Raw genomic sequence first — 25,278 nt, 5'->3', positions numbered from 1 at the left:
GTCTTGCTTTGCACTGTTAGCTGTAATCAGCTGAGCCTCAAATTATATACCGCTTTTCTCGCAGTAGTCAAATTTTGTTTGACTTTTTTTCAACTTCCAAACTCCGCAGCCATCTTCAAGGAAAGCCGCTTTGTCATCAGCAGAGCCGCAAATCATAGCACCCTTACTCATGCCATGCGGGCCTTATTTATGAACTACTCCAAAAAGTTGTAAACCGCTCTGTATGTCGTGTAGGGCAGTTGGTCTGTCGATCCGGCCCCGTGAAATCCAAGCGCCTGTCATCAATTGCCTGAACTTCCCCGGGTTTGAACTGACGCCCAGAAGTTGGACAAACTTCTGGGGGTTTATGAGGAAGGGCGGCCTCAAATCTGAAGTGCAACATTTTTATTCAACTAAGGTGTGAAGATGAAAAAAGTGCAGTCTTATCAGCAGTTCCAGCCGGACGAGCGGATCGCCCTGTCAAGCCTCAAAACACAGGGCCTGAGCATGCGGGCCATGGCCCGCATGCTCAACCGCTCGCCTTCGACCATCAGCCGTGAGCTCGCACGCAATGCACCGTCGGGCCAGTACCGCTGCACGTTTGCCCAGCAGCGCTGCGTGCGCCGGCGCCTGCAATGCAGGCCTGTTGCCAAATTGGCGCGTTGCAGCGCCCTGTTTGGACGCGTGCGCGCATGGCTTGCGCGAAAATGCTCACCCCAGCAAATCGCCCTGCATCTGGCCCGTCACTTTCCCCACGATCGGGCTCAGCGCGTGTCCCACGAAACCATCTACAACGCCATCTACGCCCAGCCCCGGGGGGAGTTGCGCGGCGAGCTGATTGCCTGCCTGCGCCATGCACGCGCCAAGCAGTTGCCGCGCACCTACGGCGAAGACCGCCGCGGCAAGATACCGGATATGCTCAGCGTCCATGTGCGCCCGCCGGAGGTGGCCGATCGATTGTTTCCCGGCCACTGAGAGGGCGACCTGATCAAGGGCAAGGCCAACGCCAGCGCTGTCGGCACCCTGGTCGAGCGCTCTTCACGGCTGCTGATCTTGGTGCATCTGCCCAGCCCCAAGCCGGCCAGCGCGGCCCATGTGCTGCGGGCCTTCACCGACAAGCTGCGCTCGGTGGCCGCGCCCATGCGGCGCACCATGACGTACGACCAGGGCTCGGAAATGGCCCGCCACAAGGAACTCAGCGCCAACACCGGCATTGCCGTTTACTTCTGTGACCCGCACAGCCCCTGGCAGCGCGGCACCAACGAGAACACCAACGGCCTGGTGCGCCAGTACCTGCCCAAGGGCACGGACCTCTCGGGTTACTCCCAAGCGCAACTCGACACCATCGCCGACGAGATCAACCACCGGCCTCGCAAGACGCTCAATACGCATTCGCCTCTTGAGGTTTACCGCGACTTGCTGGCAAAACACCACCCCGCCCCCGCCATCATTCAATGATCCCAAGTGTTGCGCTTGGACTTGAAACCGCCCAGGACTAAAAACGTTTTTTAAAATAACCCGCGACTTGCGGCAAAGCTGACAGCTTGAGCGCGTGTTCGGACATTAAGTTTTCGGTAAATATTTTTGATGTGGGTATTAACTGTCTGTGCACTGATGATCAGCCTTGAGCCAATTTCAGTACTCGTGTAACCTGATGCAACCAATTTAAGTACTTGCTTTTCGCGCTCGGACAGCTTTTCCTTGTTTTTACTTTCTTGAAGAGCCTGTGTTTGGGTTTGAGGCTGTTCAAACTTGTTGAGCAGTCTGCGCGCCAGATTCGGAGTAATCGACGCGCCACCATTGACGACCTGTAAAACAGCTTGCGGAAAATTACCAAACCAGGAATTTTTCACCAGATAGCCGGTGGCACCCAATTCAAATGCATGTAAGGCATGTTGCTCGTCTTCCATTGCAGAAATAACAATAGCTTCGGCCAAGGGACGGACGGTCTTCATGTATTCGATAAGCGCAAACCCGGTACCGTCTCCCAAATTTAAGTCGACCAGCATCACATCAAACTCATTTTGACTGATCAAGCGACGTCCTTCCTTGACACTACTCCCCTGACCAAGCAAGTTGATACGCAGATCAGCCAACAATTCATGCGCAATGACACGGCTCATGTGGGGATCATCATCAATCAAGAGCACACGCACAGGTTGCTCTGCCTGCCCCGTCAAAAATCCGGGCCACATCGACGGCAAACCACTGTGAGGTGCCAAATTGTGAGTGGATGACAGGGTGGTATTTTTGATCAGAAAGTCTGAAGCGACTTGTGATTCGTTACGAATTTCCATAGTTTTTTCCTTGCTTATTGCTTCCAGAACAATGCTAAAGCCTGTGACAGTTAGAAATAATCTTACTGACTTTTACGGATCTTTGTCTAATAAATTGTTACTTACTGACTTCTTTAATTCACTGCGTTGATAGCATTGATACGCAAAACAGGAAGAAAAGCTATCAGCCAACAGCTTAAATCACAGGTAGTTACGGAAATTTCTCACAGAAACTCAAGCATTTAAACTTACAAAATGAAGCTTCAAACGGGTCATTATTTATATTTACTATCCGTGAATGAGTTTGAACCTTTTTTTCAGTTACAAAAAACTATGTAGCCGATTGAAGCGATTGGTTGAGATCGTAGTTTTAGGGAAACTGCAACATGAACACCTAGGGTGCGCGGCATCAAATAAACAGCTTGAAACGCCTTGGCCTATCAAGTTGATGACTTTGTTTGAGTCTTCCGGATTTTTAACAAATCGGAATTGTCATTGCCAACATTCTGCAAACTGCTTTTTCTGCATCGGTGCTGCCTTGCATTCAAAAAGGAAACAACGTCATGTTTTTTTGTCGTCGGTGTGAACGCAGGAACAACTGGGACTACCGTGATTACTGCGATCACCGGACTCGTCAGAAGCGCCGCGTGCGCTTGCGGTTAACCATCATGTCCGGGCTGATGTTGGCTTTTCTCCTGCTCGTAGCAGGGCTCGGGGCAGTGAGGGGCACTTTTTGAGCGTCAATTTGAAATTGGGTCATGGAAGAATGCCCTATCTTGTCTGAATTTAAGCGGGAAATCTTTGTTAGACAGCTCGCAGTGCTGCCTTCAAGTCACGCCCAATCTCTGGCCTTTCCCCAAACGGATCTGTCGGGTGGGTTTGCTGCACGATGCATTCCATACGGTTTTGCACATTTCCCAAGGCTTTGGGATGGCTGAAGATGTAGAACTGATCAGCCGCCATTGCGTCAAACACTTTTTGTGCGACTTCAGCCGCAGTTACCTTGCCTGAGCCCACAGCCTTGTCGGTCATGGCCTGACCAATCAACTGGCTTCGTGTGGGTTTTTCACCCTCCAGTCCAGCGGGCCGGTTACGGTGGCTCTGGCTGATGCCGGTTGGCACAAAATAAGGGCACAACACGCTGGCGCCGATTTGGTCAGTGACCAAGCGCAAATCCTGATAAAGCGTCTCGCTAAGTGACACCACGGCATGCTTGCTGACGTTGTATACGCCCATATTGGGAGGATTTAGCAGCCCGGCCATACTGGCAGTATTAACAATATGGCCCTGCCATGACGGGTCTTTGGCAGCAGCGTCCAACATCATGGGTGTAAACAATCGAACGCCGTGAATCACACCCCACAGATTGACGCCCAAGACCCATTCCCAGTCCTTGACAGTGGTTTCCCAGACCAGCCCGCCTGATCCGACGCCGGCGTTGTTAAAGACAAAATGCGGCGCACCAAATCGCTCGAACACCGCTTGGCTCATGGCCTGCATTTCTTCAGCACTCGCTACATCGAGCCTGAAGGAAAGCATTTCTACGCCTGCTGCCTTTACCTCGGCGCTGGCCTTGTCAAGCGCATCCTGCTGGACATCGACCAGCACCATGTTCATGCCAAGTTTTGCGCCAATACGAGCGCATTCAAGGCCAAAGCCTGATCCAGCACCCGTCACAACAGCTGTCTTGCCATTGAAATCCGTAATCATTTGCAACTCCTTAAAAATTAAAAATCGCGCAACATTTCAATGTGGTCAATTCCGTCTTCAAGGTAAACCGGTCCGGCCTTATGAAAACCATGCTGGCGATAAAAACCTTCCAGATGGGCCTGCGCGCCAATCCTGATTGCTTGAACGCCCCACACTTGCGACAGGCAGGCCACTGCCTGGCTCATCAATGCATGCCCAACCCCGGTGCCGCGCACAGTGGGACCAGTTGCCACACGACCAATGCTCGCTTCGGCAAACATTCGTCCCGCATCGAAACAACGGGCATACGCCACCAGACGGCCTTCCAAGCGTCCCAACAAATGCATGGCTTGCGCGTCGGCGCCATCCATGTCCTGAAAAATGCAAGCTTGCTCGACTACAAAAACCTCACTGCGCAACTGAAGTACGGCATAAAGCTCAGAAGCGCTCAGCTGTGCGAACGCCATGCACCGCCACTCAATCCCGCTCATGCCAACTCGGCAACCTTAAGCGAGTAACCAATGCGCGGAAAATGCACATGCACCACGCCAGCCCGTTCGTCGGTGCGGCGAAGCGTGTAATGCATCCGGGTGGCAGCCACCAGTTCGCCATGGGTTGGCTCCTGGCCAAAGGTCTCGGCACAGACCTGCACCTTGCTGCCCAACGCAATACCATGCTCGTCCAGAAAAACATCGTCGAGCAGTGCCGCGGGGGTGGACGCGGCAGCAACCGCGATGGCTTCATGTGCACTAAATTTTTCCATGGCGCCATGACCAATTGCAGCCATACGGTCCATCCACTCCGATACCGCAGGCGTGGCATCAAGCACGCCGGCAAGTACCGAGGTGCGCACCCGTGTGAACCACAGTGGGTGGTACATTGCAAAATCAGTGATGCACGGCATGTCGCCCAGCAGGAAAGGCCGATCGTCGAGCATGTCGGACAGGCGGCGCAAATACGACCGGTACGCTGCGGCAGCATCCTGCGGACGCTGGCGAGACATGCCCCCGCTCATCGCCTTTCGGTCCTGGGCAAATGCCAAGGCAGCTTCAGGTGGTGCGTGTTCGAACAACTGGGCAATGCCCCTGGGCTGCAGGTTGTATGCCATCGAAGTCCAGAAAAGCGTCGTGTCTGCCCATTGCGCTAAGGTACGGGCCATGCCCTTGCTGGGTTCGGGGTACAGCACGGGCAGTGGCTCGACATGCTCCAGCACATCGGCAATCAGCGCGGTGTCGCAATAAATGTCGGCGCCAACCTGCAGCACTGGTGTCCTGCGGTAGCCGCCCGTCAAGGAGATCAGGTCGGGCTTGGGGCTCACCATCGGAATGACCACAGACTTCCAGGGAAGCTTTTTGTAGCCCAGCATCAGCCGGACTTTTTCCGAAAAGGGCGAGGACGGATAATGGTGAAGGATCAGTGTTGGCGGTGTGATCATGCAGGGCTCCTGAAAATTCGGATTGTTGTACGACTCAAGCTTGTCAGGCCATGGCCAAGCCGGCGATAGCATAGAAATTGGTAAGGGAAGGCAACGTGCCCAAAGTATTCGTGCGCATAACTTGACCGCCCTGCTTTTGCGTCATGCCCATAGATTCACATTGACCAGCCACACATGCGCTTGGGCCTCGGCAGCGCCAAGCTGGTTGCCCTGACTGAACAGCCCGGATGCTTCCTTCCAGGCGCATTGACTTCAGCGCATCGCAAAAGGGCTTATTGCACTCGAACAGCTTGGAGTTGAGCAGCGGTCCAAGCCGGTCCAAAACTTCATGGATCAGGTCCATGGCGGCTTTCTGATGGCCCGGAAAACTAGATCAGCTTGACCAGTTGCTTGCCGAAGTTTTTACCCTTGAGCAGGCCAAGAAAGGCTTCAGGCGCGGCTTCCAGCCCTTCGGCAATCGACTCGCGGGGGTGCAGCTTGCCGGTAGCTACCAGCATGGCGAGTTCCTTCAGCGCTTCGGGCCAGATGTCCATGTGCTCGCTGACAATGAAGCCCTGCACCTTGAGGCGGTTCGTCAGGATCAGCGCAGGATAGGTTAGCGGCAGCGGCTTGCCGTCATAGCCGGCGATCATGCCGCACACGGCAATGCGGCCAAAGGCGTTCATGCGCAGCAGTACCGCATCGAGCACCATGCCGCCGACGTTCTCAAAGTAGCCGTCAATGCCATCGGGACACGCTTCCTTGAGCGCTTTGGACAGCGATGCCGCATCCTGGTGCAGCTTGTAGTCGATGCAAGCATCGAACCCGAGTTCATCAACGGCGTAACGGCATTTTTCCGGACCACCGGCAATGCCGACGGTTCGGCAGCCGCGCGCTTTGGACAAGGCCGCAAATGCGCTGCCGACCGCACCAGTACCGGCGCTGACCACCATGGTTTCACCGGCCTTCGGTGCAATCACCTTGACCAGGCCATACCAGGCGGTGACGCCGGGCATGCCGACCGCGCCCAGGTAATAGGACAGCGGCACCAGCGCGGTGTCGACCTTGCGCAGCGCGCCGGGCTCGTCAGCGTTCACCACGCTGTAATGCTGCCAGCCGCCCATACCGACCACCTTGTCGCCGGCCTGAAACTTGGGTGAACGGCTTTCGACCACTTCGCCGACCGTGCCGCCGCCCATCACTTCGCCGAGCGGCTGGGGCGCGGTATAGCTCTTGGAATCATTCATGCGGCCGCGCATATAGGGGTCCAGGCTCAGGAAATGGTGGCGTACCAGCACCTGGCCGTCCTGCAAGGCAGGGGTTTCGGCGCTGGCCAGTTTGAAGTTGCTGGCGCTTGCCTCTGCGGTAGGCCGGTTGTCGAGAAGAAATTGTTGATTGGCGGGCATAAAATTTTCCTTGATAAATGGTTGTGCTATTTAATAAATAGCTATAAACACACACTGGATATGCGCAAAAGCATGATTTGGCTCATGAAATCAAACTCAGTCGGTTGAAATCGAACCCGCGGGGGAATCGGGCAGCTGCGCATTCGTCGCATCTCCCGCCTGCCGCCTGACGTATTTAAAGGTGCCGGTTGAATGGGCGCAGGCCTGACCTTTTGCATCGTAAATCGTGGCTTCGGCAAAAGCCAGTGTCGCCGTGCGGTGCATCAAGCGCCCTTTGGCCGTAAGCGGCGTGCCGTCACCGGGTGCAGGCCGCATAAAGCTGGTCTTCATCTCGATGGTGACCACACCCATATCCTTTTGCACGCTGCGCGCAGCCACAGCCATGGCCACGTCCAGCAGCGTCATACAGGCGCCACCATGCGTAACGGCAAAGGAATTCAGGTGCTCGGGCCGGGGCGTGAAGCCCAAAACGGACTCCCCGCCCTCGAACAGTTCAAGCGTGAAACCCAGCAGCGTGACAAAAGGAATTTCCGCTCCGAAGTTCATAACCTGCCTAACAAAATGGAAGTGCCACCTTCAACCCAGCAGGGGCCGCGGAACCGGCTTTGCCGGGCCGCAGGCGCAGCAGCCCCCTCGGGGGGCAGCGCAGTACGCGAAGCGACAAGCGTGGGGGCACAACATCCACGGCTTTGCCGGGCCGCAGGCGCAGCGGCCCCCTCGGGGGGCAGCGAACCATATGAAGTGGGAAGCGCGGGGGCCATTTCTAGCCTCCCGTGATCACCGACACACCGCCATCCACCGCCAGCCACTGGCCGGTGATGTGCTTGCCGGCATCAGACGCATACAGCACGCACAGTCCCTTCAGGTCTTCGTCATCACCAAGACGTCCCAATGGCGCGTGGGCGGCGAGCTTTTCCTCGCCCATCGCCTTGAGCGTGCCCACCGTCATGCGGCTCGGGAAAAAGCCGGGGCAGATGGCGTTCACGGTGATGTGGTTCACGCCCCATTCACAAGCCAGCGCACGGGTGAAATTGATGACAGCGCCCTTGGAAGTGTTGTAGGCGATGGTGGTCATGCCGCGCGGATTGCCACCCAGTCCGGCAATCGAGGCGACGTTGATGATGCGGCCCGACTTGCGCGGGATCATGCTGTGCTTGGCAATATGCTGCGACAAGATGAAGTAGCCGCGCACATTGAGGTTCATCACCTTGTCCCAGGCTTCAACCGGATGGTCTTCGGCCGGGGCGCCCCAGGCGGCACCGGCGTTGTTGACCAGAATGTCCACGTGGCCGAAACGCTTGATGGTTTCATCGGCCAGCGCGCGGATGTCAGTTTCTTTGGAGGCGTCTGCGGCAATCCAGTCAACGTCGATGCCGGCGGCCTTCAGCACACCAGCAGACTCCTCCAGATCTTCAGCTTTGCGCGAACTGAGCATGACCCGAGCGCCTGCCTCGCCAAGCGCCTGAGCCAGTTGCAGGCCCAGGCCGCGAGAGCCTCCGGTGACGAGTGCAGTTTTGCCGGTGAGGTCGAAAAGTTGCTGGATGGTTCGTGTCATGGATCAGTCTCCTTGCAGGGTTTGTTGAATTTTTTGGCAGGACGGAAGCAGGAAAATGTTTTATTCAGCTTCCAACTCCATACGGGGTCAGTTTTTTATTCTTGAACGAATGTAGATCAGAAAAAATCCGATGGCAGCCGCCAGCGCGCCGCCGGACATCATCAGCCAGCCGGTGTCCTCGTCATTGGGTTCGACCCAGACGCCCCACACCAGAGCCAACAGGCCTGCATAGATCAATGTCCAGGTCAGGGCACCGAGGCGTGCCAGAGATTTGTTGACCTCGGTTCCAGCCGATTTCTTGAAATAACTCATCAGAAAGACGCTTCTGGAAAGTCGGCGCAGGTGCGGTCGCGGTTGGAAACCACTTGGAGCCAGGCAGCTGTTTTTGGCAGCTCATAATGGTAAAAGTAATGCATCGCGCCCATTCTGCCTGCATTTTCAGCTATTGATTGTGTAGCATCTGCCGCTTGCACGGCCAGCGCTACGTCCAGCCACACCCAAGCCAGCACGGTATGGCCAAAGGCCTGCATGTAGGGCACGGCATTGGCCAGCGCTTCGCCAGGCTCGCCGGTAGCCCAGGCCGCGCGTGTGGCTTCGCGGACTTGCTGCAGCGCATCGGCCAGCGCGTCGGCATGGGCAACGAGTTCGGGCAAGTGGCTGGCACGCGCTGCGGTGGCTGTGATGCGCGCGGCCAGCAAATCAAACCCTTTGCCACCCTCCATCAGCACCTTTCGGCCCAGCAAATCCATCGCCTGAATGCCGTGGGTACCTTCGTGGATCATGTTGAGCCGGTTGTCGCGCCAATACTGCTCGACCGGAAAATCACGCGTGTAGCCGTAGCCACCGAGCACCTGGATGGCCAGCGAATTGGCTTCGAGGCACCATTCGCTGGGCCAGCTCTTGGCAATCGGTGTCAGCACTTCGAGCAGTAACCGTGCCTCGTCAGCCGCCTGGAGCGTGCCGGTGTGCTGCTCATCGACCAGCCGGGCGCAGTACAACTCCAGCGCCAACGCGCCTTCGCAATACGATTTTTGCGCCAGCAGCATGCGCTTGACATCGGCATGCTCGATGATGCGGCTCTGCGGTGCCGAGGCGTCCTTGCCGGCGCCCGTCATGGGTCTGCCCTGTGGCCGGTTCCTGGCGTAGTCGAGCGACGCGTGATAGCCCGCCATGCCCAGCATGGTGGCCGCCATGCCGATGGCGATACGCGCCTCGTTCATCATGTGGAACATGCAGCGCAGTCCTTCATGCGGCTTGCCGACGAGGTAGCCCACCGCACCCGCCTGGCCATTGACCGGGTACTTGCCTTCGCCAAAGTTAAGCAGTGTGTTGGTCGTGCCGCGCCAGCCAAGCTTGTGGTTCAGCCCGGCCAGCGCCACGTCGTTGCGCACGCCGGTCAATTCTCCATCGGTGCCAACCATTTTTTTGGGAACGATGAACAAAGAGATGCCTCTGGTGCCTGGAATCAGGCGGCCGTCAGGGCCGGGAATCTTGGCCAGTACCAGGTGGATGATGTTGTCGGTCAGCTCATGCTCACCGGCCGAAATCCACATCTTGTTGCCCTTGAGGCGATAGCGCGGGCCGAGTGGATCGGCATCAAAGTCATCGCCGTCGGGTACTGCCCGAGTGGTGATGTCGCTCAGCGACGAGCCGGCCTGGGGCTCTGACAAGCACATGGTTCCCGAAAAGCGGCCCGAAAATTCATTTTTGGCGAACACGTCCTTTTGCATCGGCGAGCCATGCACCATCAGCAAATTGGCATTGCCCGTCGTCAGCAGGCTCGAACCCATGCTGACCGACGCCATGGCAAAAAAAGCATTGGCGGCGGCTTCGACCGTGTAAGGCAGCTGCATGCCGCCCACCTCATAGTCCTGCGCGGCGCTGAGCATGCCGGATGCGGCATAAGCCTTTTGCGCGTCGTGCGTGGCTTGCGGCAGGATGACTTTTTCACCGTCGAAATGCGGCTCCTGCGTATCGACCAGGCGGTTGAACGGCGCGTATTTCTCACGCGCGATGCGCTCGCAGGTGTCGAACACCGCGTCAAAGGTTTCGCGGCTGTGGTCGGCAAAGCGCTCGCGCTGGTTGAGCGACTCAGCGGCCAGCCAGGGGTAAAGCAGAAAATCGAGAGTAGAACGCAAACTCATGGGGTGATCCTCAATACAAAGGCTAAATCGCAAACCAGGCTGCAAGAAAGTAGTGGATTCGTCTGAAGACGTGCAACCTTGCTGGAGCCAGTGCTTGCGATTTCTTCGGCATACCGGACAGGTTTGCTGCCAAACCGGTGTTACAGCACTTCAAAAATACCCGCAGCGCCCATGCCGCCGCCGATACACATGGTCACGCAAACGCGCTTGGCGCCGCGCCGCTTGCCTTCGATCAGCGCATGGCCGGTCAGGCGCTGGCCAGTGACGCCGTAAGGGTGGCCGACGGCAATCGCGCCACCGTTGACGTTGAGCCGGTCCATCGGAATGCCCAGCTTGTCAGCGCAATACAGCACCTGCACGGCAAAGGCTTCATTCAGTTCCCACAAATCGATGTCGCCCACACTCAAGCCGAGCTTGGCCAGTACCTTGGGAATGGCGAACACCGGTCCGATGCCCATTTCGTCGGGCTCGCAGCCGGCGACGGCAAAGCCGAGGAAGCGGCCCAAGGGCTTGAGTCCTTTTCGCTCGGCAACTGTTTCATCCATGACGACCACGGCACCGCCCCCGTCCGAGAACTGGCTGGCATTGCCGGCCGAGATCAAACCGCCGGGAATGGCCGAGCGCAGGCCGCTGATGCCTTCCTGGGTGGTGCCGGCGCGGATGCCCTCGTCCTGGCTCACGGTGACCTGTTTGGTGATCAGGCCCATCACCTTGTCGGCGATCCCGGCGGTCACAGTGATCGGGGCAATTTCAGCCTCGAACAGGCCGGCTGCCAGTGCGGCAGTGGCTTTTTGCTGGCTGCCGGCGCCGTATTCGTCCATGCGTTCGCGGCTGATCTGGTAGCGCTTGGCGACCTGCTCGGCGGTCTGCAGCATGTTCCAGTAAATCTCGGGCTTGTTCTTGGCCAGCCAGTCTTCACGCAGCATGTGGGTGTTCATTTCCTGCTGGACGCAGGAGATGCTTTCCACGCCGCCGGCCACGTAAATATCGGCCTCGCCAGCGATGATGCGCTGCGACGCCAGCGCAATGGCCTGCAGGCCGGACGAGCAAAAGCGGTTGACGGTCATGCCCGACACGCTGACCGGGCAACCGGCGCGCAGGGCTATCTGCCGGGCGATGTTGGCACCGGTCGCGCCTTCGGGCGTGGCGCAGCCGATGATGACGTCGTCGACTTCACCCGCCTCAATGCCGGCGCGTGCAATGGCATGCTGGACGGCATGGCCGCCCAGCGTGGCGCCGTGCGTCATGTTGAAAGCGCCCTTCCAGCTCTTGGCGAGAGGGGTTCGGGCGGTGGAAACAATTACAGCTGAGGTCATGAAAATCTCCGAATTAGGGGCTTGGCGTTATGGACAGCAAATCAGTTGAAAGTCTTGCCTTCAGCCGCCAGCCGGGCCAGCAGCGGCGCGGGCTGCCAGAAACTGGCATCGTCAAGCGGATTTTTAGCAAAGCGGTTCATGGCCTGCACCACGTTGAAAAGACCCACCTGGTCGGCATAAAGCATGGGGCCACCACGGTAAAGCGGAAAGCCATAACCCATCAGGTAGACCATGTCGATGTCGCTGGCCTTGGAGGCGATGCCTTCTTCCAGAATATGCGCGGCCTCGTTGACCAGCGAATACACCAGGCGCTGGACGATTTCATCGTCAGAAATCTTGCGCGGTGTGATGCCCAGCGAGTTGCGGTGCGCCTCAATCATGCTGACCACTTCCTGGTTTGGAATGGCGTCGCGCTTGCCGGCCACGTAGTCGTACCAGCCGGCGCCGGTTTTTTGCCCAAAGCGGCCTTTCTCGCACAGCAGGTCTGCGGTCTTGCTGTACTTCATGTCCGGCTTTTCCTGGTAGCGGCGCTTGCGAATGGCCCAGCCAATGTCGTTGCCCGCCAAATCGCCCATGCGGAACGGCCCCATGGCAAAACCGAATTTTTCAATCGCCTTGTCGACCTGCGCGGGCGTGCAGCCCTCGTCGAGCAAGAACCCGCCCTGGCGGCCGTACTGCTCGATCATGCGGTTGCCGATGAAACCATCGCACACGCCCGACACCACGGCCGTCTTGCGGATTTTCTTGGCCACCGCCATGACCGTGGCCATGACGTCCTTGGCGGTCTTGTCGCCACGCACCACTTCAAGCAATTTCATGATGTTGGCCGGGCTGAAGAAATGCAGGCCGACCACATCTTCGGGACGCTTGGTAAACGACGCGATCTGGTTCAAATCAAGCGTGGAAGTGTTGGAAGCCAGAATTGCGCCCGGCTTCATGACGCGGTCGAGTTCGGTGAACACCTTTTCCTTCACGCCCATTTCCTCAAACACGGCTTCGATCACCATGTCGGCGTCTTTCAGGTCGTCGTAGCTCAGCGTGGTGCTGAGCAGGCCCATGCGCTCTTCGTACTTGTCCTGCTTGAGCTTGCCCTTCTTGACCTGCGACTCGTAGTTTTTGCGCATGGTGGCAATGCCCCGGTCCAGCGCGTCCTGCTTCATCTCCAGCATTTTGACGGGGATACCGGCGTTCAGGAAGTTCATCGCAATGCCGCCACCCATGGTGCCGGCGCCGATGACCGCTATTGAGTTGATAGCACGTTGTGCAGTGTCTGCTGGCACATCAGGTATTTTTGATGCTGCACGTTCAGCCATGAAGACATGGCGCAGCGCGCGGCTTTCGGGCGTGAACATCAGGTTGGTGAACAGCTCACGCTCGATGCGCATGCCGTCTTCGAACTTTTGCCTGGTTGCCGCTTCCACCGCATCAACGCACTTGAGCGGCGCGGGAAAGTTTTTCGCCATGCCCTTGACCATGTTGCGCGCAAACTGGAAATAGGCATCGCCGTTGCGATGCTTGCACGGCAAGTCACGCACCAGCGGCAGGGGACGCGTTTCGGCGATTGCCTGGGCAAAGGCAAATGCCTCTTCGGCCAGGGTATCGGGTGACGAGGACAGTTTGTCGAACAGTTTCTGGCCCGGGATTTGCGCCAGCATTTCGCTCTTGACCGGCTCGCCGCTGACGATCATGTTCAGCGCCGGCTCTACACCCAGGGCGCGCGGCAAACGCTGGGTTCCACCCGCGCCCGGCAGCAGCCCAAGCTTGACTTCCGGCAGCGCCACGCTGCAGCCCGGTGCGGCGATGCGGTAATGGCAACCCAGCGCCAGTTCCAGACCGCCGCCCATGCAAACTGAATGAATCGCGGCCACCACGGGCTTGGGGGATTTTTCAATTGCCACGATGACGCTCAGCAGATTGGGTTCCTGCAGGGCCTTGGGCGAACCGAACTCCTTGATGTCGGCACCCCCCGAAAACGCCTTGCCAGCGCCGGTGATGACGATGGACTTGACCGCGTCGTCGTCGTTGGCTTTTTGCAGGTTGTCGGTGATGCTCAGCCGGGTGGCATGGCCAAGTCCGTTGACCGGCGGATTGCTCAGGGTGATCAGCGCCACCGAGCCGTGAACTTCGTAGAGGGTTGTCATGGGTTGGTTCTTTCCTTGATTGAAGTTTCAGTATTGACGTTTCTAGGGGCGCTGGTCCGGTTCTGGTGTCCGGCCATCTGGACAGAAATAGTACGGTCGTTCTTTTATCATTGTAGGGAGGCTTGCGGGAGTCAAACAGCATGGAGGGTGCGGGTTTACCCGGTTTTTGTCCCTGCCGTGACAAACCGGCCGACTTGTTAAACCTCCAGCCACTCTTTTCGGATGTAGTCATCGGCGCGCAGGCTGTCGGGCGTGCCGTCGAACACGATGCTGCCATGACCCATGACCAGTGCACGATCCGAAATAGTCATCGCAATCGTCAGTTTCTGCTCGATCAGGAGCACCGAAATGCCCTTGGCCTTGAGGGTTTGAAGGTACTGGCCAACCAGCTCGACGATCTTCGGCGCCAGCCCTTCGGTTGGCTCGTCAATGATGATCAGGTCCGGATCGCCCATCAGCGTGCGGCACAGCGTGAGCATCTGTTGCTCGCCGCCTGACAGCACGCCGGCTTCGGTGTGCTGGCGCTCGCGCAACCGGGGGAACAAAGCATACATGTCATCGAACGACCAGCGCGAGCCCTTGCTGCCACCCTTCTGGCCGAGCAACAGGTTCTGCTGAACGGTGAGCTTGGGGAAAATATCCCGGTTCTCGGGCACGTAGCCCAAGCCAAGATGGGCAATCTGGTAGGCCTTTTTGCCAACGATTTCCGTATTTTTCCAGAGGACGGAACCCTTGCAATCAACCAGGCCCATGATGGCTTTGGCAGTGGTAGATCGACCCGAGCCGTTACGGCCCAGCAAGGCGACGATTTCACCCGGCCGGACGTCGAAAGAAACGCCATGCAGCACATGGCTCTTGCCATAGTAAGCATGCAGGTCGGTGAGTTTGAGCATGGAATCAGCGGTGCCGCTTTTGTGGTCATGTTGCATGTCAGTGTCCCTGCTCTTGCGCATCTGCCACCGACGAGCCCAGGTAGGCTTCCTGCACCCGCTGGTCGGCGCGAACGGCTTCGGGCACGTCGAAGGCGATGATTTCTCCATAGACCACCACGGCGATTTTGTCGGCCAGACCAAACACCACGCCCATGTCGTGCTCGACCGTCAGCAGCGTCTTGCCCACTGTGACTTCCTTGATAAGGGTGATGAATCGGCTGGTCTCGGAGCGGCTCATGCCCGCCGTCGGTTCGTCCAGCAGGATGACGCCGGCGCCGCCCGCGATCGTGATGCCGATTTCCAACGCGCGCTGCTCGGCATAAGTCAGGTTGGTCGCGAGCACATCGCGCTTCTTGTCGAGCTTGATCATGGCCATCAGTTCGTCAGCCCTGGCATTGGCGTCGTCCAGATTGGCCAAAAATTTAAGGAAGGTGTATTTGTAGCCCAGGCTCCACAGCACACCGCAACGCAAGTTCTCGAACACGCTGAGCTTGGGAAAGATGTTGGTGATCTGGAAACTGCGCGACAGCCCCATGCGGTTGATCTCGAACGGCTTCTTGCCGTTGATGCGCTGGCCGTTCAGCAGCACCTCGCCGCTGCTGGGCTCGAAGCGCCCGCTGATCAGGTTGAACAGCGTCGATTTGCCAGCGCCGTTCGGCCCGATGATGGCCACCCGCTCCCCCTGATTCACAGTCAGGTTGATACCGCGAATGATCTCGGTCTTGCCAAAGCTTTTTCGAAGGTTTTTAAGCTCCAGCGCAGGGCTGGCATGTGCAGCACTGTCAAATTTCATAGCAGCTCCCGGCGCTTGATTTCGGTTTCAATCTCGTCCTGAATACGGCTCCATTGCACCCGGAACTTGCGCCGCACCAGTTCGAACAGCCCCAGACCGACCAGGAAAACAAGAGCCGACACTATCCAGGTGCCGGGCCGGGTGGCATTGAGTGTCAAGCCCATGAACTTCAGTTCTGGTCCGACTGCGGCATTGAGTTGCATGTGGTAAATCATCTCGACCATGGCAGCAGCGCCCATCAGCGTAGCCAGTGCAGTGACAGCCAGCGCCAGGTAAGCTGGCCAGAGTTGCCTGAGTTTGCCAAATGAGGCAACCCGCAGGTTCATCATGATCAGGCTGGCCAGACCGCCGGGCGCGTACATCACCATGAACAAAAAGATCAGGCCGACATACAGCAGCCAGGCCATGGACAACTCCGACAGCAGTATCAGGGCCAGCACCAGCAGCCCGGCCCCGATGATCGGCCCGAAAAAGAAGGTGGCGCCGCCCAGGAAGGTAAACAGCAGCAAGCTGCCCGAACGCACGCCGCTGACCACCTCGGCAGTGACGATTTCCGAGTTGATGGCAGCCAGCCCGCCACCGATGCCGGCAAAGAAGCCTGCAATGATGAAGGCGTAGTAGCGCACGCGCTGTGTGTTGTAGCCGATGAACTCGACGCGCTCGGGGTTGTCGCGTACAGCGTTCAAGATGCGGCCCAACGGTGTCCGGGTGAAGGCGAACATGGCGGCGGTGCAGACAAAGCAGTACAGGGCAATCAGGTAATACACCTGAATTTGCGGACCGAATGTGATGCCCATGAACGGCTGGCCATAGGCACGGTTCGTGGTGATGCCGCCTTCCCCGCCAAAAAACTCAGGAAACATCAACGACATGGAAAACACCAGTTCGCCCACGCCCAGCGTGATCATGGCGAAGGTGGTGCCGGCTTTCTTGGTGGTGACATAGCCCAGCAATACGGCAAAGAACAGCCCTGACAGACCGCCGACAAGCGGTATCAGGCTGAGCGGGATATAAAACCGGCCGCTGGCCGCCAGGTTCATGGCATGGATCGCCAGGAATGATCCCAACCCGGCATATACCGCATGGCCGAAGCTGAGCATGCCGCCCTGCCCCAGCAAGATGTTGTAGCTCAGGCAGATGATGACCAGATAGCCGGCCTGCGACAGCATGGTCAGCGACAGGCTGCTCTTGAACAGCAGCGGCGCGGCGATCAGCATCAGCGCATACAGCGACCAGATCAGCCAGCGGCCAATGTTCATGGGTCTGAACTGGTAATGCTTGCCTGATGTGTTTGAAATTGTGGTGGATGTCATGTGCTGGTTTCCTTAACCTTCCCGCGTACCCAGAAGACCCTTGGGCCGGAAAATCAGAATCAGTACCAGAAACAAAAATGGCAGGATGGGTGCCACCTGCGAAATGGTGAGCTTGAGCAGCGGATAGCCAAACGATTCAGGCGTCACTGCGTAATTGAAATGGCCGAGCAGCGTCATCAGCGACTGGTCCATGGCCACGGCAAAAGTCTGGATCAGGCCGATCAGGATGGACGCCAGAAAAGCACCGCTGAGCGAGCCCATGCCGCCCACCACCACTACCACAAAGATAATGGGGCCGACCGAGCCGGCCATGGCAGGCTCGGTGATGAAGGTGTTGCCACTGACCACGCCAGCCAGCCCGGCCAACGCCGCGCCGCCGCCAAACACCAGCATGAACACACGGGGTACGTTGTGGCCCAGGGCTTGCGCGGTTTCGGGGTGCGTCAGCGCCGCCTGGATCACCAGCCCGATGCGGGTGCGCGTCAGCAGCAGCCAGATGCTGGCCAGCATGGCGAGCGATACAAACATGATGAAAGCGCGCGACTTGGGAAAGTCGGTGCCAAACACCGTGAACAGCGACCCCTTCAAGCCTTCGGGCAGCACATAGTTGACCGCCGCCCGGCCCCAGATGAGCTGTACCAGTTCGAGTAACAGGTAAGACAAGCCAAAGGTCACCAGCAGTTCCGGCACATGGCCAAACTTGTGGACCTTGCGCAGGCAAAAGCGCTCGAAAGCCGCTCCGAGGGCAAACACTACCAGCGGCGCCACCAGCAGCGCCCACCAGAAGCCGACGACCTGCGACAGGCTGTAGGCGACATAGGCGCCCACCATATAAAAGGAAGCATGGGCGAAATTGAGCACGCCCATCATGCTGAAAATGAGCGTCAGGCCGGAACTGAGCATGAACAGCAGCAGCCCGTAGCTCAGTCCATTGAGCATGGAGATAGTGAAAAACTCCAGATTCATTGTGTCGTGCCCGGAAAATAATTAGAAAGGCCCGAGCTTGTCGGGCCTTGGAGGATGAAAGTTGGTCTATCAGCGCTTGTCAGCTTTAAGTCAAAGGCCTTGGAAACTGCCTTTTCAGGAAGGCCGCTTCATCTGGCACGAGGTCGGCGTGCTGGCCACATAGGCTTCGTAGTACTTCACCGGCACAAAGGTGTATCCGGTGTTTTCAGCGTCATACGGGTATTTGCCGCCGGCTTTTTCCCAGCGGTCAATGAACAGGCCCTGCTGCAACTGATGATCAGACTTGCGCATTTCGACCTCCCCGTTGAAGCTCTTGAAGCGCAGGCCCTCCATGGCCTTGGCGACCAGCGCGGGCTCGGTTGACTTGGCCTGGGCCATGGCTTCGGTCAGGATGCTGAAGGCGTGGTAGATGGCGCCGGTGTACATGTCGTCATCAAACTTTTTCTTGAATTCAGCCATTGCCTGCTGGATGTCGCCACCCAGGTTGAGGTGGTTGTAGGAAACCTGATAAACCCGACCGGCCGCAGCAGCGCCCATGGCAGATGGCGTGCCGGTGACGCCGCCATAGTAGGTGTAGAACTTCACGTTGTCCAAACCGGCCTCGTTGGCAGCCTTGATCAGCAGCGCCAGGTCCGAGCCCCAGTTTCCGGTGATGACGGTGTCGGCACCCGACTGCTTGATCTTGGCAACATAGGGAGCGAAATCGCGCACCTGTGCCAGCGGATGCAGGTCGTCGCCAACAATCTGGATGTCGGGCCGCTTGGTGGCCAGGTTGGCCTTGGCAAACTTCGAAACCTGCTGGCCGTGCGAGTAGTTCTGGTTGATCAGGTAGACCTTCTTGATGTCAGTCTGGTCCTTCATGAAGGCCGTCAGTGCCTGCATCTTCATCGAGGTGTCCGCATCAAGCCGGAAATGCCAGTAGTCGCACTTGCTGTTGGTCAGGTCCGGGTCGACAGCGGCATAGTTCAGGTAAACGACTTCCTTGCCCGGATTGCGCTCGTTGTACTTGGACAGCGCATCAATGATGGCCAGCGCCGGGCCGGAGCCGTTGCCCTGCACCACATAGCGGGCGCCCTGGTCAATGGCCGACTTGAGCGCGTTGGTGGTTTCCTGCGGGCTGAGCTTGTTGTCGATGCCGATGATCTCGAACTTCGCGCCGGCCTTGTTTTTCTGGCTGAAACGCTCAGCCAGGAACTGGAAGCTCTTGAGCTGGTTGTTTCCCACCGCTGCCATCAAACCGGACAAGGGGTCGAGCCAGGCGATTTTCACCGTCTGGTTCAGGTTCACCGCGCCAGCTGCCGGCGCAGCTGCCTTGGCAGGCGCGGGCGTCTGGGCCAGGCTCAGCCCCGAGCAAAGCAGGGCCGATACCGCCATGGCAATACCAATGTGCCTGCGAACAAAATTGCGCTGGGTTGTCATCCCTTGTCTCCTGAATAATTTATGAAACGGCGAGTTAACGAAACGGGTCAACGGCAAAGGTTAGGGGAAAAGGCTTTGCATCCTGTCAGGGAATGCCCTATCTCATGTCGCTCGCGTGACTGGCTGGGGCCAACACGTCGATCACTTTTGGATTTCTGGCAACTGGTAATCCTTGAGCAGCTCGCGCAGGCGCGTCTTGAGCATCTTTCCGGTCGCGCCCAGGGGAATGGCATCGACGAACACCACGTCATCAGGAATCTGCCATTTGGCGGTCTTGCCCTCGTAGAAAGCCAGCAGTTCATCGCGGCTCACGTCCATGCCCGGTTTTTTCACAACGGCAACGATAGGCCGCTCGTCCCATTTCGGATGCACCATGCCGATGCATGCGGCCATGAGCACCGAGGGATGCGCCACGGCGATGTTTTCGATGTCGATCGAGCTGATCCATTCACCGCCCGACTTGATCACGTCCTTGCTGCGGTCGGTGATCTGCATGTAGCCGTCGGCGTCAATGGTTGCCACATCGCCGGTCGGAAACCAGCCATCCACCAGCGGGTCGCTTGTGCCCTTGTAGTATTCACGGATGATCCACGGCCCCTTGACCAGCAGGTCGCCATAGGTCTTGCCATCCCAGGGCAGTTCCTTGCCCGCGCTGTCAACGATTTTCATGTCCACGCCATAAATGGCTCGCCCCTGCTTGAGGCGAATTTTCATCTTCTCGTCGTCAGACAGACTGTCGTGCTTGTTCTTCAGGGTGCACAACGTGCCCAGCGGACTCATCTCGGTCATGCCCCAGGCATGCAGCACTTCCACGCCGTAGTCATCGTTGAACGCCTTGATCATGGCTGGCGGGCACGCCGAGCCGCCAATCACTGTCCGGCGCAAGGTGGAGAAACGCAGTCCTTGGGGTTTCATGTGCGTCAGCAGCATCTGCCAGACAGTCGGCACGCCAGCCGCGTAGGTGACTTTTTCGGCTTCGATCAACTCGTACACCGACTTGCCGTCCATTGCCGGGCCGGGAAACACCAGTTTGGCGCCGGTCAGCGCCGCTGAATACGGAATGCCCCAAGCATTGACGTGGAACATCGGCACGACCGGCAAAATCGCATCGCGCGCAGAAATGCTCATCACGTCGGGCAAGGCCGCCGCAAACGCATGCAGCGTGCTGGAGCGGTGGCTGTACAGCGCCGCCTTGGGATGGCCGGTGGTGCCGCTGGTGTAGCACATGCTCGACGCTGTGTTTTCATCGAAAGTCGGCCAGTCGTAATCGCCCGGTTGCCCGCCCATCCAGCTTTCGTAGCTTTGCAGGTTGGGAATGCCTGAATCCGCAGGCAGCTTGTCGGCATCGCACAGGGCGATGTAATGTTTGATGGTGGTGCAGTTGGCATGCACCGCCTGCACCAGCGGCAGGAAGCTCAGGTCAAAACAAAGCACCTGGTCTTCGGCATGGTTGGCAATCCAGGCAATCTGCTCGGGGTGCAGGCGCGGGTTGATGGTGTGCAGCACCCGGCCCGAACCGCTGACGCCGTAGTACAGCTCGAAATGCCGGTAGCCGTTCCAGGCCAGCGTCGCCACCCGGTCACCAAATGCCAGATTCAACGCATTCAGCGCATGCGCCACCTGGCGCGAGCGCCGGGCGGATTCACGGTAGGTGTAGCGGTGGATGTCACCCTCGACCCGGCGCGAGACGATTTCAGCGTCGCCATGGTGGCGCGCAGCAAACTCGATCAGTGATGAAATCAGCAAGGGCTGGTTCTGCATTAAACCTAACATCGTCTGCGTCCTTTTTTTATTGCCCGGCCGGGCATGTCATGAAAATTTTTAAACCTGTGTGCATGGTACAGGCCGATATTCCCGACCCGCCTCGGGAAAGTCCGTATTTGGCGCTCCTTGGCGACAGCCTGCATGCCAAAACACAATACTTACCCCTTGCTGCACAGGGCTGCTTGCCGCATTGCACAATAAAGTCATGAGCACTGCCTTCGACACACCTTCCTTCATCCACCCGCCGTCTGCCGTGCCTGATCGGGTCTGGACCCATTCATTTGCCACGCTGGGCCCGGATTTTTATACCGAACTGCAGCCCCGCCCGCTGCCTACGCCCTATTGGGTCGGACGCAACCGCGCGCTGGCCCGCGAACTGGGGTTGCAGGACGAGTGGCTCGAATCGGCCGACGTACTGGCCGCCCTCACCGGAAATCAGCAACTGCAAGGCACGCGGCCGCTGGCCAGTGTGTACAGCGGACACCAGTTCGGCGTCTGGGCTGGTCAACTGGGCGATGGCCGGGCCATCCTGCTCGGCGAGTTGCAGACGCCGAAGGGACCCCGCGAAATCCAGCTCAAGGGCGCGGGCAAAACACCGTATTCACGCATGGGCGATGGCCGTGCTGTGTTGCGCAGCTCGATCCGTGAATTTTTGTGTTCCGAAGCCATGCATGGGTTGGGCATACCGACCACTCGCGCACTGTGCGTGACCGGCTCCGACGCCCCGGTGCGTCGTGAAGAAATTGAAACCGCGTCCGTCGTGACGCGAACCGCGCCAAGCTTTATTCGTTTCGGCCACTTCGAACATTTCAGCTACCGCAACCAGCCTGAACAGTTGAAAGCCCTGGCCGATTACGTCATCGACCGTTTTTATCCCGAATGCCGGGAAGCGAAGCAGCCCTATGCGGCCTTTCTTCAGGCGGTCAGCGAACGCACTGCACACATGGTGGCGGCCTGGCAGGCCGTCGGCTTTTGCCACGGCGTGATGAACACCGACAACATGAGCATCCTCGGCCTGACGATTGACTACGGCCCGTTCCAGTTTCTTGATGCGTTCGACCCCGGCCATATTTGCAACCATTCGGACGAACAGGGCCGCTATGCCTACAACAAGCAGCCCAATATGGCGTACTGGAACCTGTTTTGCCTGGGCCAGGCCTTGCTGCCACTGATTGACAACCAGGAAGACGCGCTGGCTGCACTGGAATCGTTTAAAACCGTGTTTCCCGAAGCCCTGCAGGCCCGGATGCGTGCCAAGCTGGGCTTGCCTGATGCGCAGGAAGGCGACCAGGCGTTGATTGAAAACACCTTCCGGCTGCTGGCGGCCAACAAGGTGGACTACACGATCTTCTGGCGCCGGTTGGGCAACTTCACCGCGCAAAGCGGCCATGAGCCGGTGCGCGACCTGTTTTTCGACCTGGAATCGTTCAATGCCTGGGCGCTACAATATTCAGAGCGAATAACGGCCGTGGATATTGCGCAAAGAGCCGATTTGATGCTTAAATCCAATCCGAAATACGTGCTGCGTAACCACTTGGGCGAAGAAGCCATCCAGGCGGCGAAGCTCAAAGACTTTTCAAAAGTCGACACCTTGCTTGCTTTGCTGCAGGCGCCGTTCGACGAACATCCCGGGCAGGAGCCTCTGGCCGGCTTTCCGCCTGATTGGGCTTCGTCGATCTCCATCAGCTGCAGTTCGTAATCACTCCTCACGCCCACCACTAATCCCATAGAACAGGAACCAGATCATGAGCGCCAAAATCCAGAAAACCGATGCCGAATGGAAAGCCGTACTGGCTGAAAAAGGCGCGGAACCCGTGGCTTTCGATGTCACCCGCCATGCCGCGACCGAGCGCCCGTTCACCGGCAAATACGATACCAACCAGGCCGAAGGCACCTACCGCTGCATCTGCTGCGACGCCGAGCTGTTCAACTCGTCGGCCAAGTTCGACGCGGGCTGCGGCTGGCCGAGCTTTTCCGAGGAAATCAAGGACAGCGCAATTGAAGAACATGTGGACCGCGCCCACGGCATGACGCGCACCGAGACGGTTTGCGCCAATTGCGGCGCGCACCTGGGCCACGTGTTTCCCGATGGACCGACCGATACCGGTCTGCGCTATTGCATGAACTCTGCTTCGCTCGATTTCAAGAAGCGTTGAACCCCCACGCTCCCCACTGCGTGTGGTTTGCTGCCCCCCGAGGGGTCCGCTGCGCCAGCGGCCCGGCTAAGCCGGTTCCGCGGCCCCTGCTGGTCTAAAACGCGTTCCAGCACCATGACTGGCTGTTTTGCGAATTCCGGAATGAGCCTCTGGTGCTTCTTTAAAACCAAAACCGCTCCGCCATAATCACGCCATGAAAATTTTGTTCGATTTCTTGCCGATTGCCTTGTTCTTCGGCATGTTCAAGTACGCCGAAGGCAACAAGGACTGGGCAGCCAGCGCCGCCACTGACTGGCTGGGCTTCATGGTGTCGGGCGGTGTCGTTGGCCCGGCCGAGGCACCGGTGCTGCTGGCCACGGTGGTCGTGATTGTGGCCACCCTGGCGCAAATCCTGTGGCTCAAGGCGAGCCGCCGCAAGGTGGACACGATGCTCTGGATCAGCCTCGGGCTGGTCACGGCGCTGGGCAGTGCCACTATCTACTTTCACAGCGAAAGCTTCATCAAGTGGAAGCCGACGGTGCTTTACTGGGTGATGGGCGCGTCACTGCTGGTGGGCGAACTGGTGTTCCGGAAAAACGGCATCAAGTCGCTGATGGGCGCCCAGATGAGCCTGCCCGATGCGGTGTGGCGCAAGGTCAACTTCAGCTGGGTGGCATTTTTCGCCGTCATGGGGCTCATCAATTTGTGGGTGGCCTTCAACTTTCCTACCAGCACCTGGGTCAATTTCAAGTTGTTCGGTGGCATGGGCCTGATGCTGGTGTTCATCCTGGCGCAGGCATTTTTTCTTAACAAGCACATCAAGCCGGACACCACACCATGAGCAACGCTCCCAGTGAAAACACCGCCCTGCCCGTGCGCGTCAAGGAAATCGAGCAGCAACTCCGCTTGCGCCTTGCACCGACCCAGCTGGAAGTTCTGGACGAAAGCGCTGCCCATGCCGGCCATTCGGGTGCCAATGCCCAGGGATTCGGTTCGCATTTTCGGGTTCGCATTGCCAGCCCCGCATTTGCCGGCAAGAGCCGGGTGGCCTGCCACAGGCTTGTGTATGATGCAATGCAAAATTTCATCGACCAGGGCCTGCATGCGCTGGCCATTGAAATCGTTAAAGACGCTTGAGGGTCTTCGGTTCAAACCGACCCGCCAGGATCTTTTGCAACAGTACCGGCCTGCCGGCTGGAACCATCCTTCTCCTCAACCATCCTTTCTAAAGATTTCCCCTTGATCATGAAGAAACAAATTTTATTGGCCACGGCCATGGCGAGCCTGCTGGCGCTGAGCGCTGGCGCCATGGCCCAAAACCTTGCCATCGTCAATGGCAAGGCTGTTCCCAAAACCCGGCTGGACGCACTGGCCCAGCAAGTTGCCAAGGCCGGTCGCCCGGTCACGCCGGAAATGGAAGGGCAATTGCGCGAAGAAGTCATTGCCCGTGAAGTGTTCATGCAGGAAGCCGAAAAGCAGGGAATTGCTGCCAGCGACGACTTCAAGGCGCAAATGGAACTGGCCCGCCAGACCCTGATGATCCGCGAACTGTTCGCCAATTACCAAAAGACCAATCCGGTCACCGATGCCGACCTGAAGGCCGAATACGACAAATTTGCGGCGGCCAACGGCGGCAAGGAATACAAGGCACGCCACATCCTGGTCGAAAAGGAGTCTGAAGCGAATGCCATCATTGCGAGCCTGAAAAAAGGCGGCAAGTTCGAGGACATCGCCAAAAAGCAATCGAAAGACCCAGGCTCCGGCGCCAAGGGCGGCGATCTGGACTGGGCCAATCCGTCCAGCTACGTGCCTGAATTCACCGAAGCGCTGCTCAAGTTGAGCAAAGGCCAGACGACCGATAAGCCGGTCAAGTCGCAATTCGGCTATCACATCATCCGGGTGGACGACATCCGCTCGGCGCAACTGCCTGCGTTTGAAGAAGTCAAGCCGCAAATTGCCCAGCAGATGCAGCAGCAAAAGCTCGCAGCCTTCCAGGAAGATTTGCGCAAGAAAGCCAAGATCGAATAAGCAGAGTG

General features: G+C 58.1%; 23 protein-coding genes and 1 pseudogene. 6 read left to right on the top strand and 18 right to left on the bottom strand.

All coding sequences use genetic code 11. The annotated features are described in order from the left end of the window. Positions 1-405: 405 nt before the first annotated feature. Positions 406-1,437, top strand: a pseudogene (locus H4V98_RS10445) (IS30 family transposase). 50 nt (positions 1,438-1,487) lie between these two features. Here the strand turns inward: H4V98_RS10445 and H4V98_RS10440 are convergent. The 18 genes from H4V98_RS10440 to H4V98_RS10355 all read right to left on the bottom strand — a co-directional run bounded on the left by H4V98_RS10440 (position 1,488) and on the right by H4V98_RS10355 (position 21,116). Next, positions 1,488-2,276 (bottom strand): response regulator transcription factor, encoded by a 789-nt coding sequence (locus H4V98_RS10440; RefSeq protein ID WP_196863926.1) that lies wholly within the window; start codon positions 2,274-2,276, stop codon positions 1,488-1,490. A 783-nt stretch (positions 2,277-3,059) separates the two neighbouring features. Beyond that, the gene (locus H4V98_RS10435; protein ID WP_196863925.1) at positions 3,060-3,965 is read right to left on the bottom strand and encodes an SDR family oxidoreductase; all 906 of its coding nucleotides are present in this window, start codon (positions 3,963-3,965) and stop codon (positions 3,060-3,062) included. Between the two features lie 17 nt (positions 3,966-3,982). Beyond that, positions 3,983-4,291, bottom strand: coding sequence for a GNAT family N-acetyltransferase (locus tag H4V98_RS10430; RefSeq protein WP_231374782.1), 309 nt, complete (start codon positions 4,289-4,291; stop codon positions 3,983-3,985). Positions 4,292-4,431: 140 nt separating this feature from the next. Further along, positions 4,432-5,379 carry a glutathione S-transferase family protein gene (locus H4V98_RS10425; RefSeq protein WP_196863923.1) on the bottom strand — a complete coding sequence of 316 codons (948 nt, stop codon included), beginning with the start codon at positions 5,377-5,379 and terminating at the stop codon, positions 4,432-4,434. Between the two features lie 43 nt (positions 5,380-5,422). Then, positions 5,423-5,722 (bottom strand): hypothetical protein, encoded by a 300-nt coding sequence (locus H4V98_RS10420; protein ID WP_196863922.1) that lies wholly within the window; start codon positions 5,720-5,722, stop codon positions 5,423-5,425. A 25-nt stretch (positions 5,723-5,747) separates the two neighbouring features. After that, positions 5,748-6,764: an NADP-dependent oxidoreductase gene (locus tag H4V98_RS10415; protein ID WP_196863921.1), complete on the bottom strand. Its 1,017-nt coding sequence runs from the start codon at positions 6,762-6,764 to the stop codon at positions 5,748-5,750. A gap of 96 nt (positions 6,765-6,860) precedes the next feature. Beyond that, on the bottom strand, positions 6,861-7,310 hold the full coding sequence (locus H4V98_RS10410; protein WP_196863920.1) for a PaaI family thioesterase: 450 nt from the start codon (positions 7,308-7,310) through the stop codon (positions 6,861-6,863). A 217-nt stretch (positions 7,311-7,527) separates the two neighbouring features. Next, on the bottom strand, positions 7,528-8,319 hold the full coding sequence (locus tag H4V98_RS10405) for an SDR family oxidoreductase (protein WP_196863919.1): 792 nt from the start codon (positions 8,317-8,319) through the stop codon (positions 7,528-7,530). A gap of 87 nt (positions 8,320-8,406) precedes the next feature. Further along, positions 8,407-8,631, bottom strand: coding sequence for a hypothetical protein (locus tag H4V98_RS10400; RefSeq protein WP_196863918.1), 225 nt, complete (start codon positions 8,629-8,631; stop codon positions 8,407-8,409). After that, on the bottom strand, positions 8,631-10,463 hold the full coding sequence (locus H4V98_RS10395; protein ID WP_196863917.1) for an acyl-CoA dehydrogenase: 1,833 nt from the start codon (positions 10,461-10,463) through the stop codon (positions 8,631-8,633). Before H4V98_RS10395 ends, H4V98_RS10400 begins: the two co-directional genes overlap by 1 nt. A gap of 140 nt (positions 10,464-10,603) precedes the next feature. Further along, a complete protein-coding gene (locus H4V98_RS10390; protein WP_280757491.1) occupies positions 10,604-11,779 on the bottom strand; it encodes an acetyl-CoA C-acyltransferase in 1,176 nt (391 codons plus the stop codon). A gap of 41 nt (positions 11,780-11,820) precedes the next feature. Continuing rightward, a complete protein-coding gene (locus H4V98_RS10385; protein ID WP_280757490.1) occupies positions 11,821-13,920 on the bottom strand; it encodes a 3-hydroxyacyl-CoA dehydrogenase NAD-binding domain-containing protein in 2,100 nt (699 codons plus the stop codon). A 197-nt stretch (positions 13,921-14,117) separates the two neighbouring features. After that, positions 14,118-14,813 (bottom strand): ABC transporter ATP-binding protein, encoded by a 696-nt coding sequence (locus tag H4V98_RS10380; protein WP_196863937.1) that lies wholly within the window; start codon positions 14,811-14,813, stop codon positions 14,118-14,120. Positions 14,814-14,850: 37 nt separating this feature from the next. After that, positions 14,851-15,645 (bottom strand): ABC transporter ATP-binding protein, encoded by a 795-nt coding sequence (locus tag H4V98_RS10375; protein ID WP_196863914.1) that lies wholly within the window; start codon positions 15,643-15,645, stop codon positions 14,851-14,853. Beyond that, positions 15,642-16,958, bottom strand: a complete 1,317-nt coding sequence (locus H4V98_RS10370) for a branched-chain amino acid ABC transporter permease (RefSeq protein ID WP_196863913.1) — start codon at positions 16,956-16,958, stop codon at positions 15,642-15,644. The genes H4V98_RS10375 and H4V98_RS10370 overlap by 4 nt, the downstream gene beginning before the upstream one ends. Before the next feature lie 12 nt (positions 16,959-16,970). Continuing rightward, a complete protein-coding gene (locus H4V98_RS10365) occupies positions 16,971-17,924 on the bottom strand; it encodes a branched-chain amino acid ABC transporter permease (protein ID WP_196863912.1) in 954 nt (317 codons plus the stop codon). A 114-nt stretch (positions 17,925-18,038) separates the two neighbouring features. Next, positions 18,039-19,343 carry a branched-chain amino acid ABC transporter substrate-binding protein gene (locus tag H4V98_RS10360; protein WP_280757489.1) on the bottom strand — a complete coding sequence of 435 codons (1,305 nt, stop codon included), beginning with the start codon at positions 19,341-19,343 and terminating at the stop codon, positions 18,039-18,041. 141 nt (positions 19,344-19,484) lie between these two features. Then, positions 19,485-21,116, bottom strand: a complete 1,632-nt coding sequence (locus H4V98_RS10355) for a 3-(methylthio)propionyl-CoA ligase (protein WP_196863910.1) — start codon at positions 21,114-21,116, stop codon at positions 19,485-19,487. Positions 21,117-21,312: 196 nt separating this feature from the next. On the opposite strand from H4V98_RS10355, the gene H4V98_RS10350 reads away from it, so the two are divergent. From H4V98_RS10350 to H4V98_RS10330, 5 genes are all read left to right on the top strand, one after another. After that, positions 21,313-22,806: a protein adenylyltransferase SelO gene (locus tag H4V98_RS10350; RefSeq protein ID WP_196863909.1), complete on the top strand. Its 1,494-nt coding sequence runs from the start codon at positions 21,313-21,315 to the stop codon at positions 22,804-22,806. Between the two features lie 46 nt (positions 22,807-22,852). Further along, a complete protein-coding gene (msrB, locus tag H4V98_RS10345; protein ID WP_196863908.1) occupies positions 22,853-23,263 on the top strand; it encodes a peptide-methionine (R)-S-oxide reductase MsrB in 411 nt (136 codons plus the stop codon). A gap of 193 nt (positions 23,264-23,456) precedes the next feature. Continuing rightward, positions 23,457-24,083, top strand: a complete 627-nt coding sequence (locus tag H4V98_RS10340; protein WP_196863907.1) for a septation protein A — start codon at positions 23,457-23,459, stop codon at positions 24,081-24,083. Beyond that, on the top strand, positions 24,080-24,379 hold the full coding sequence (locus tag H4V98_RS10335) for a BolA family protein (protein WP_196863906.1): 300 nt from the start codon (positions 24,080-24,082) through the stop codon (positions 24,377-24,379). Before H4V98_RS10340 ends, H4V98_RS10335 begins: the two co-directional genes overlap by 4 nt. 108 nt (positions 24,380-24,487) lie before the next feature. Next, entirely contained in the window at positions 24,488-25,270 is a 783-nt protein-coding gene (locus H4V98_RS10330; RefSeq protein ID WP_196863905.1) for a peptidylprolyl isomerase, read from the top strand. The last annotated feature ends 8 nt before the right edge of the window (positions 25,271-25,278 follow it).

The organism is Polaromonas sp. CG_23.6, from assembly GCF_029892315.1.
Taxonomy (GTDB): domain Bacteria; phylum Pseudomonadota; class Gammaproteobacteria; order Burkholderiales; family Burkholderiaceae_C; genus Polaromonas.
This window is presented reverse-complemented; position numbering and strand designations above follow the sequence as displayed.

Excerpts from the sequence above, each read along its gene's own strand:
- H4V98_RS10440 (WP_196863926.1), bottom strand. The coding sequence starts at position 2,276 with ATGGAAATTCGTAACGAATCACAAGTCGCTTCAGACTTTCTGATCAAA.
- H4V98_RS10435 (WP_196863925.1), bottom strand. The coding sequence starts at position 3,965 with ATGATTACGGATTTCAATGGCAAGACAGCTGTTGTGACGGGTGCTGGA.
- H4V98_RS10430 (WP_231374782.1), bottom strand. The coding sequence starts at position 4,291 with ATGCATTTGTTGGGACGCTTGGAAGGCCGTCTGGTGGCGTATGCCCGT.
- H4V98_RS10425 (WP_196863923.1), bottom strand. The coding sequence starts at position 5,379 with ATGATCACACCGCCAACACTGATCCTTCACCATTATCCGTCCTCGCCC.
- H4V98_RS10420 (WP_196863922.1), bottom strand. The coding sequence starts at position 5,722 with ATGGACCTGATCCATGAAGTTTTGGACCGGCTTGGACCGCTGCTCAAC.
- H4V98_RS10415 (WP_196863921.1), bottom strand. The coding sequence starts at position 6,764 with ATGCCCGCCAATCAACAATTTCTTCTCGACAACCGGCCTACCGCAGAG.
- H4V98_RS10410 (WP_196863920.1), bottom strand. The coding sequence starts at position 7,310 with ATGAACTTCGGAGCGGAAATTCCTTTTGTCACGCTGCTGGGTTTCACG.
- H4V98_RS10405 (WP_196863919.1), bottom strand. The coding sequence starts at position 8,319 with ATGACACGAACCATCCAGCAACTTTTCGACCTCACCGGCAAAACTGCA.
- H4V98_RS10400 (WP_196863918.1), bottom strand. The coding sequence starts at position 8,631 with ATGAGTTATTTCAAGAAATCGGCTGGAACCGAGGTCAACAAATCTCTG.
- H4V98_RS10395 (WP_196863917.1), bottom strand. The coding sequence starts at position 10,463 with ATGAGTTTGCGTTCTACTCTCGATTTTCTGCTTTACCCCTGGCTGGCC.
- H4V98_RS10390 (WP_280757491.1), bottom strand. The coding sequence starts at position 11,779 with ATGACCTCAGCTGTAATTGTTTCCACCGCCCGAACCCCTCTCGCCAAG.
- H4V98_RS10385 (WP_280757490.1), bottom strand. The coding sequence starts at position 13,920 with ATGACAACCCTCTACGAAGTTCACGGCTCGGTGGCGCTGATCACCCTG.
- H4V98_RS10380 (WP_196863937.1), bottom strand. The coding sequence starts at position 14,813 with ATGCTCAAACTCACCGACCTGCATGCTTACTATGGCAAGAGCCATGTG.
- H4V98_RS10375 (WP_196863914.1), bottom strand. The coding sequence starts at position 15,645 with ATGAAATTTGACAGTGCTGCACATGCCAGCCCTGCGCTGGAGCTTAAA.
- H4V98_RS10370 (WP_196863913.1), bottom strand. The coding sequence starts at position 16,958 with ATGACATCCACCACAATTTCAAACACATCAGGCAAGCATTACCAGTTC.
- H4V98_RS10365 (WP_196863912.1), bottom strand. The coding sequence starts at position 17,924 with ATGAATCTGGAGTTTTTCACTATCTCCATGCTCAATGGACTGAGCTAC.
- H4V98_RS10360 (WP_280757489.1), bottom strand. The coding sequence starts at position 19,343 with ATGACAACCCAGCGCAATTTTGTTCGCAGGCACATTGGTATTGCCATG.
- H4V98_RS10355 (WP_196863910.1), bottom strand. The coding sequence starts at position 21,116 with ATGTTAGGTTTAATGCAGAACCAGCCCTTGCTGATTTCATCACTGATC.
- H4V98_RS10350 (WP_196863909.1), top strand. The coding sequence starts at position 21,313 with ATGAGCACTGCCTTCGACACACCTTCCTTCATCCACCCGCCGTCTGCC.
- msrB (WP_196863908.1), top strand. The coding sequence starts at position 22,853 with ATGAGCGCCAAAATCCAGAAAACCGATGCCGAATGGAAAGCCGTACTG.
- H4V98_RS10340 (WP_196863907.1), top strand. The coding sequence starts at position 23,457 with ATGAAAATTTTGTTCGATTTCTTGCCGATTGCCTTGTTCTTCGGCATG.
- H4V98_RS10335 (WP_196863906.1), top strand. The coding sequence starts at position 24,080 with ATGAGCAACGCTCCCAGTGAAAACACCGCCCTGCCCGTGCGCGTCAAG.
- H4V98_RS10330 (WP_196863905.1), top strand. The coding sequence starts at position 24,488 with ATGAAGAAACAAATTTTATTGGCCACGGCCATGGCGAGCCTGCTGGCG.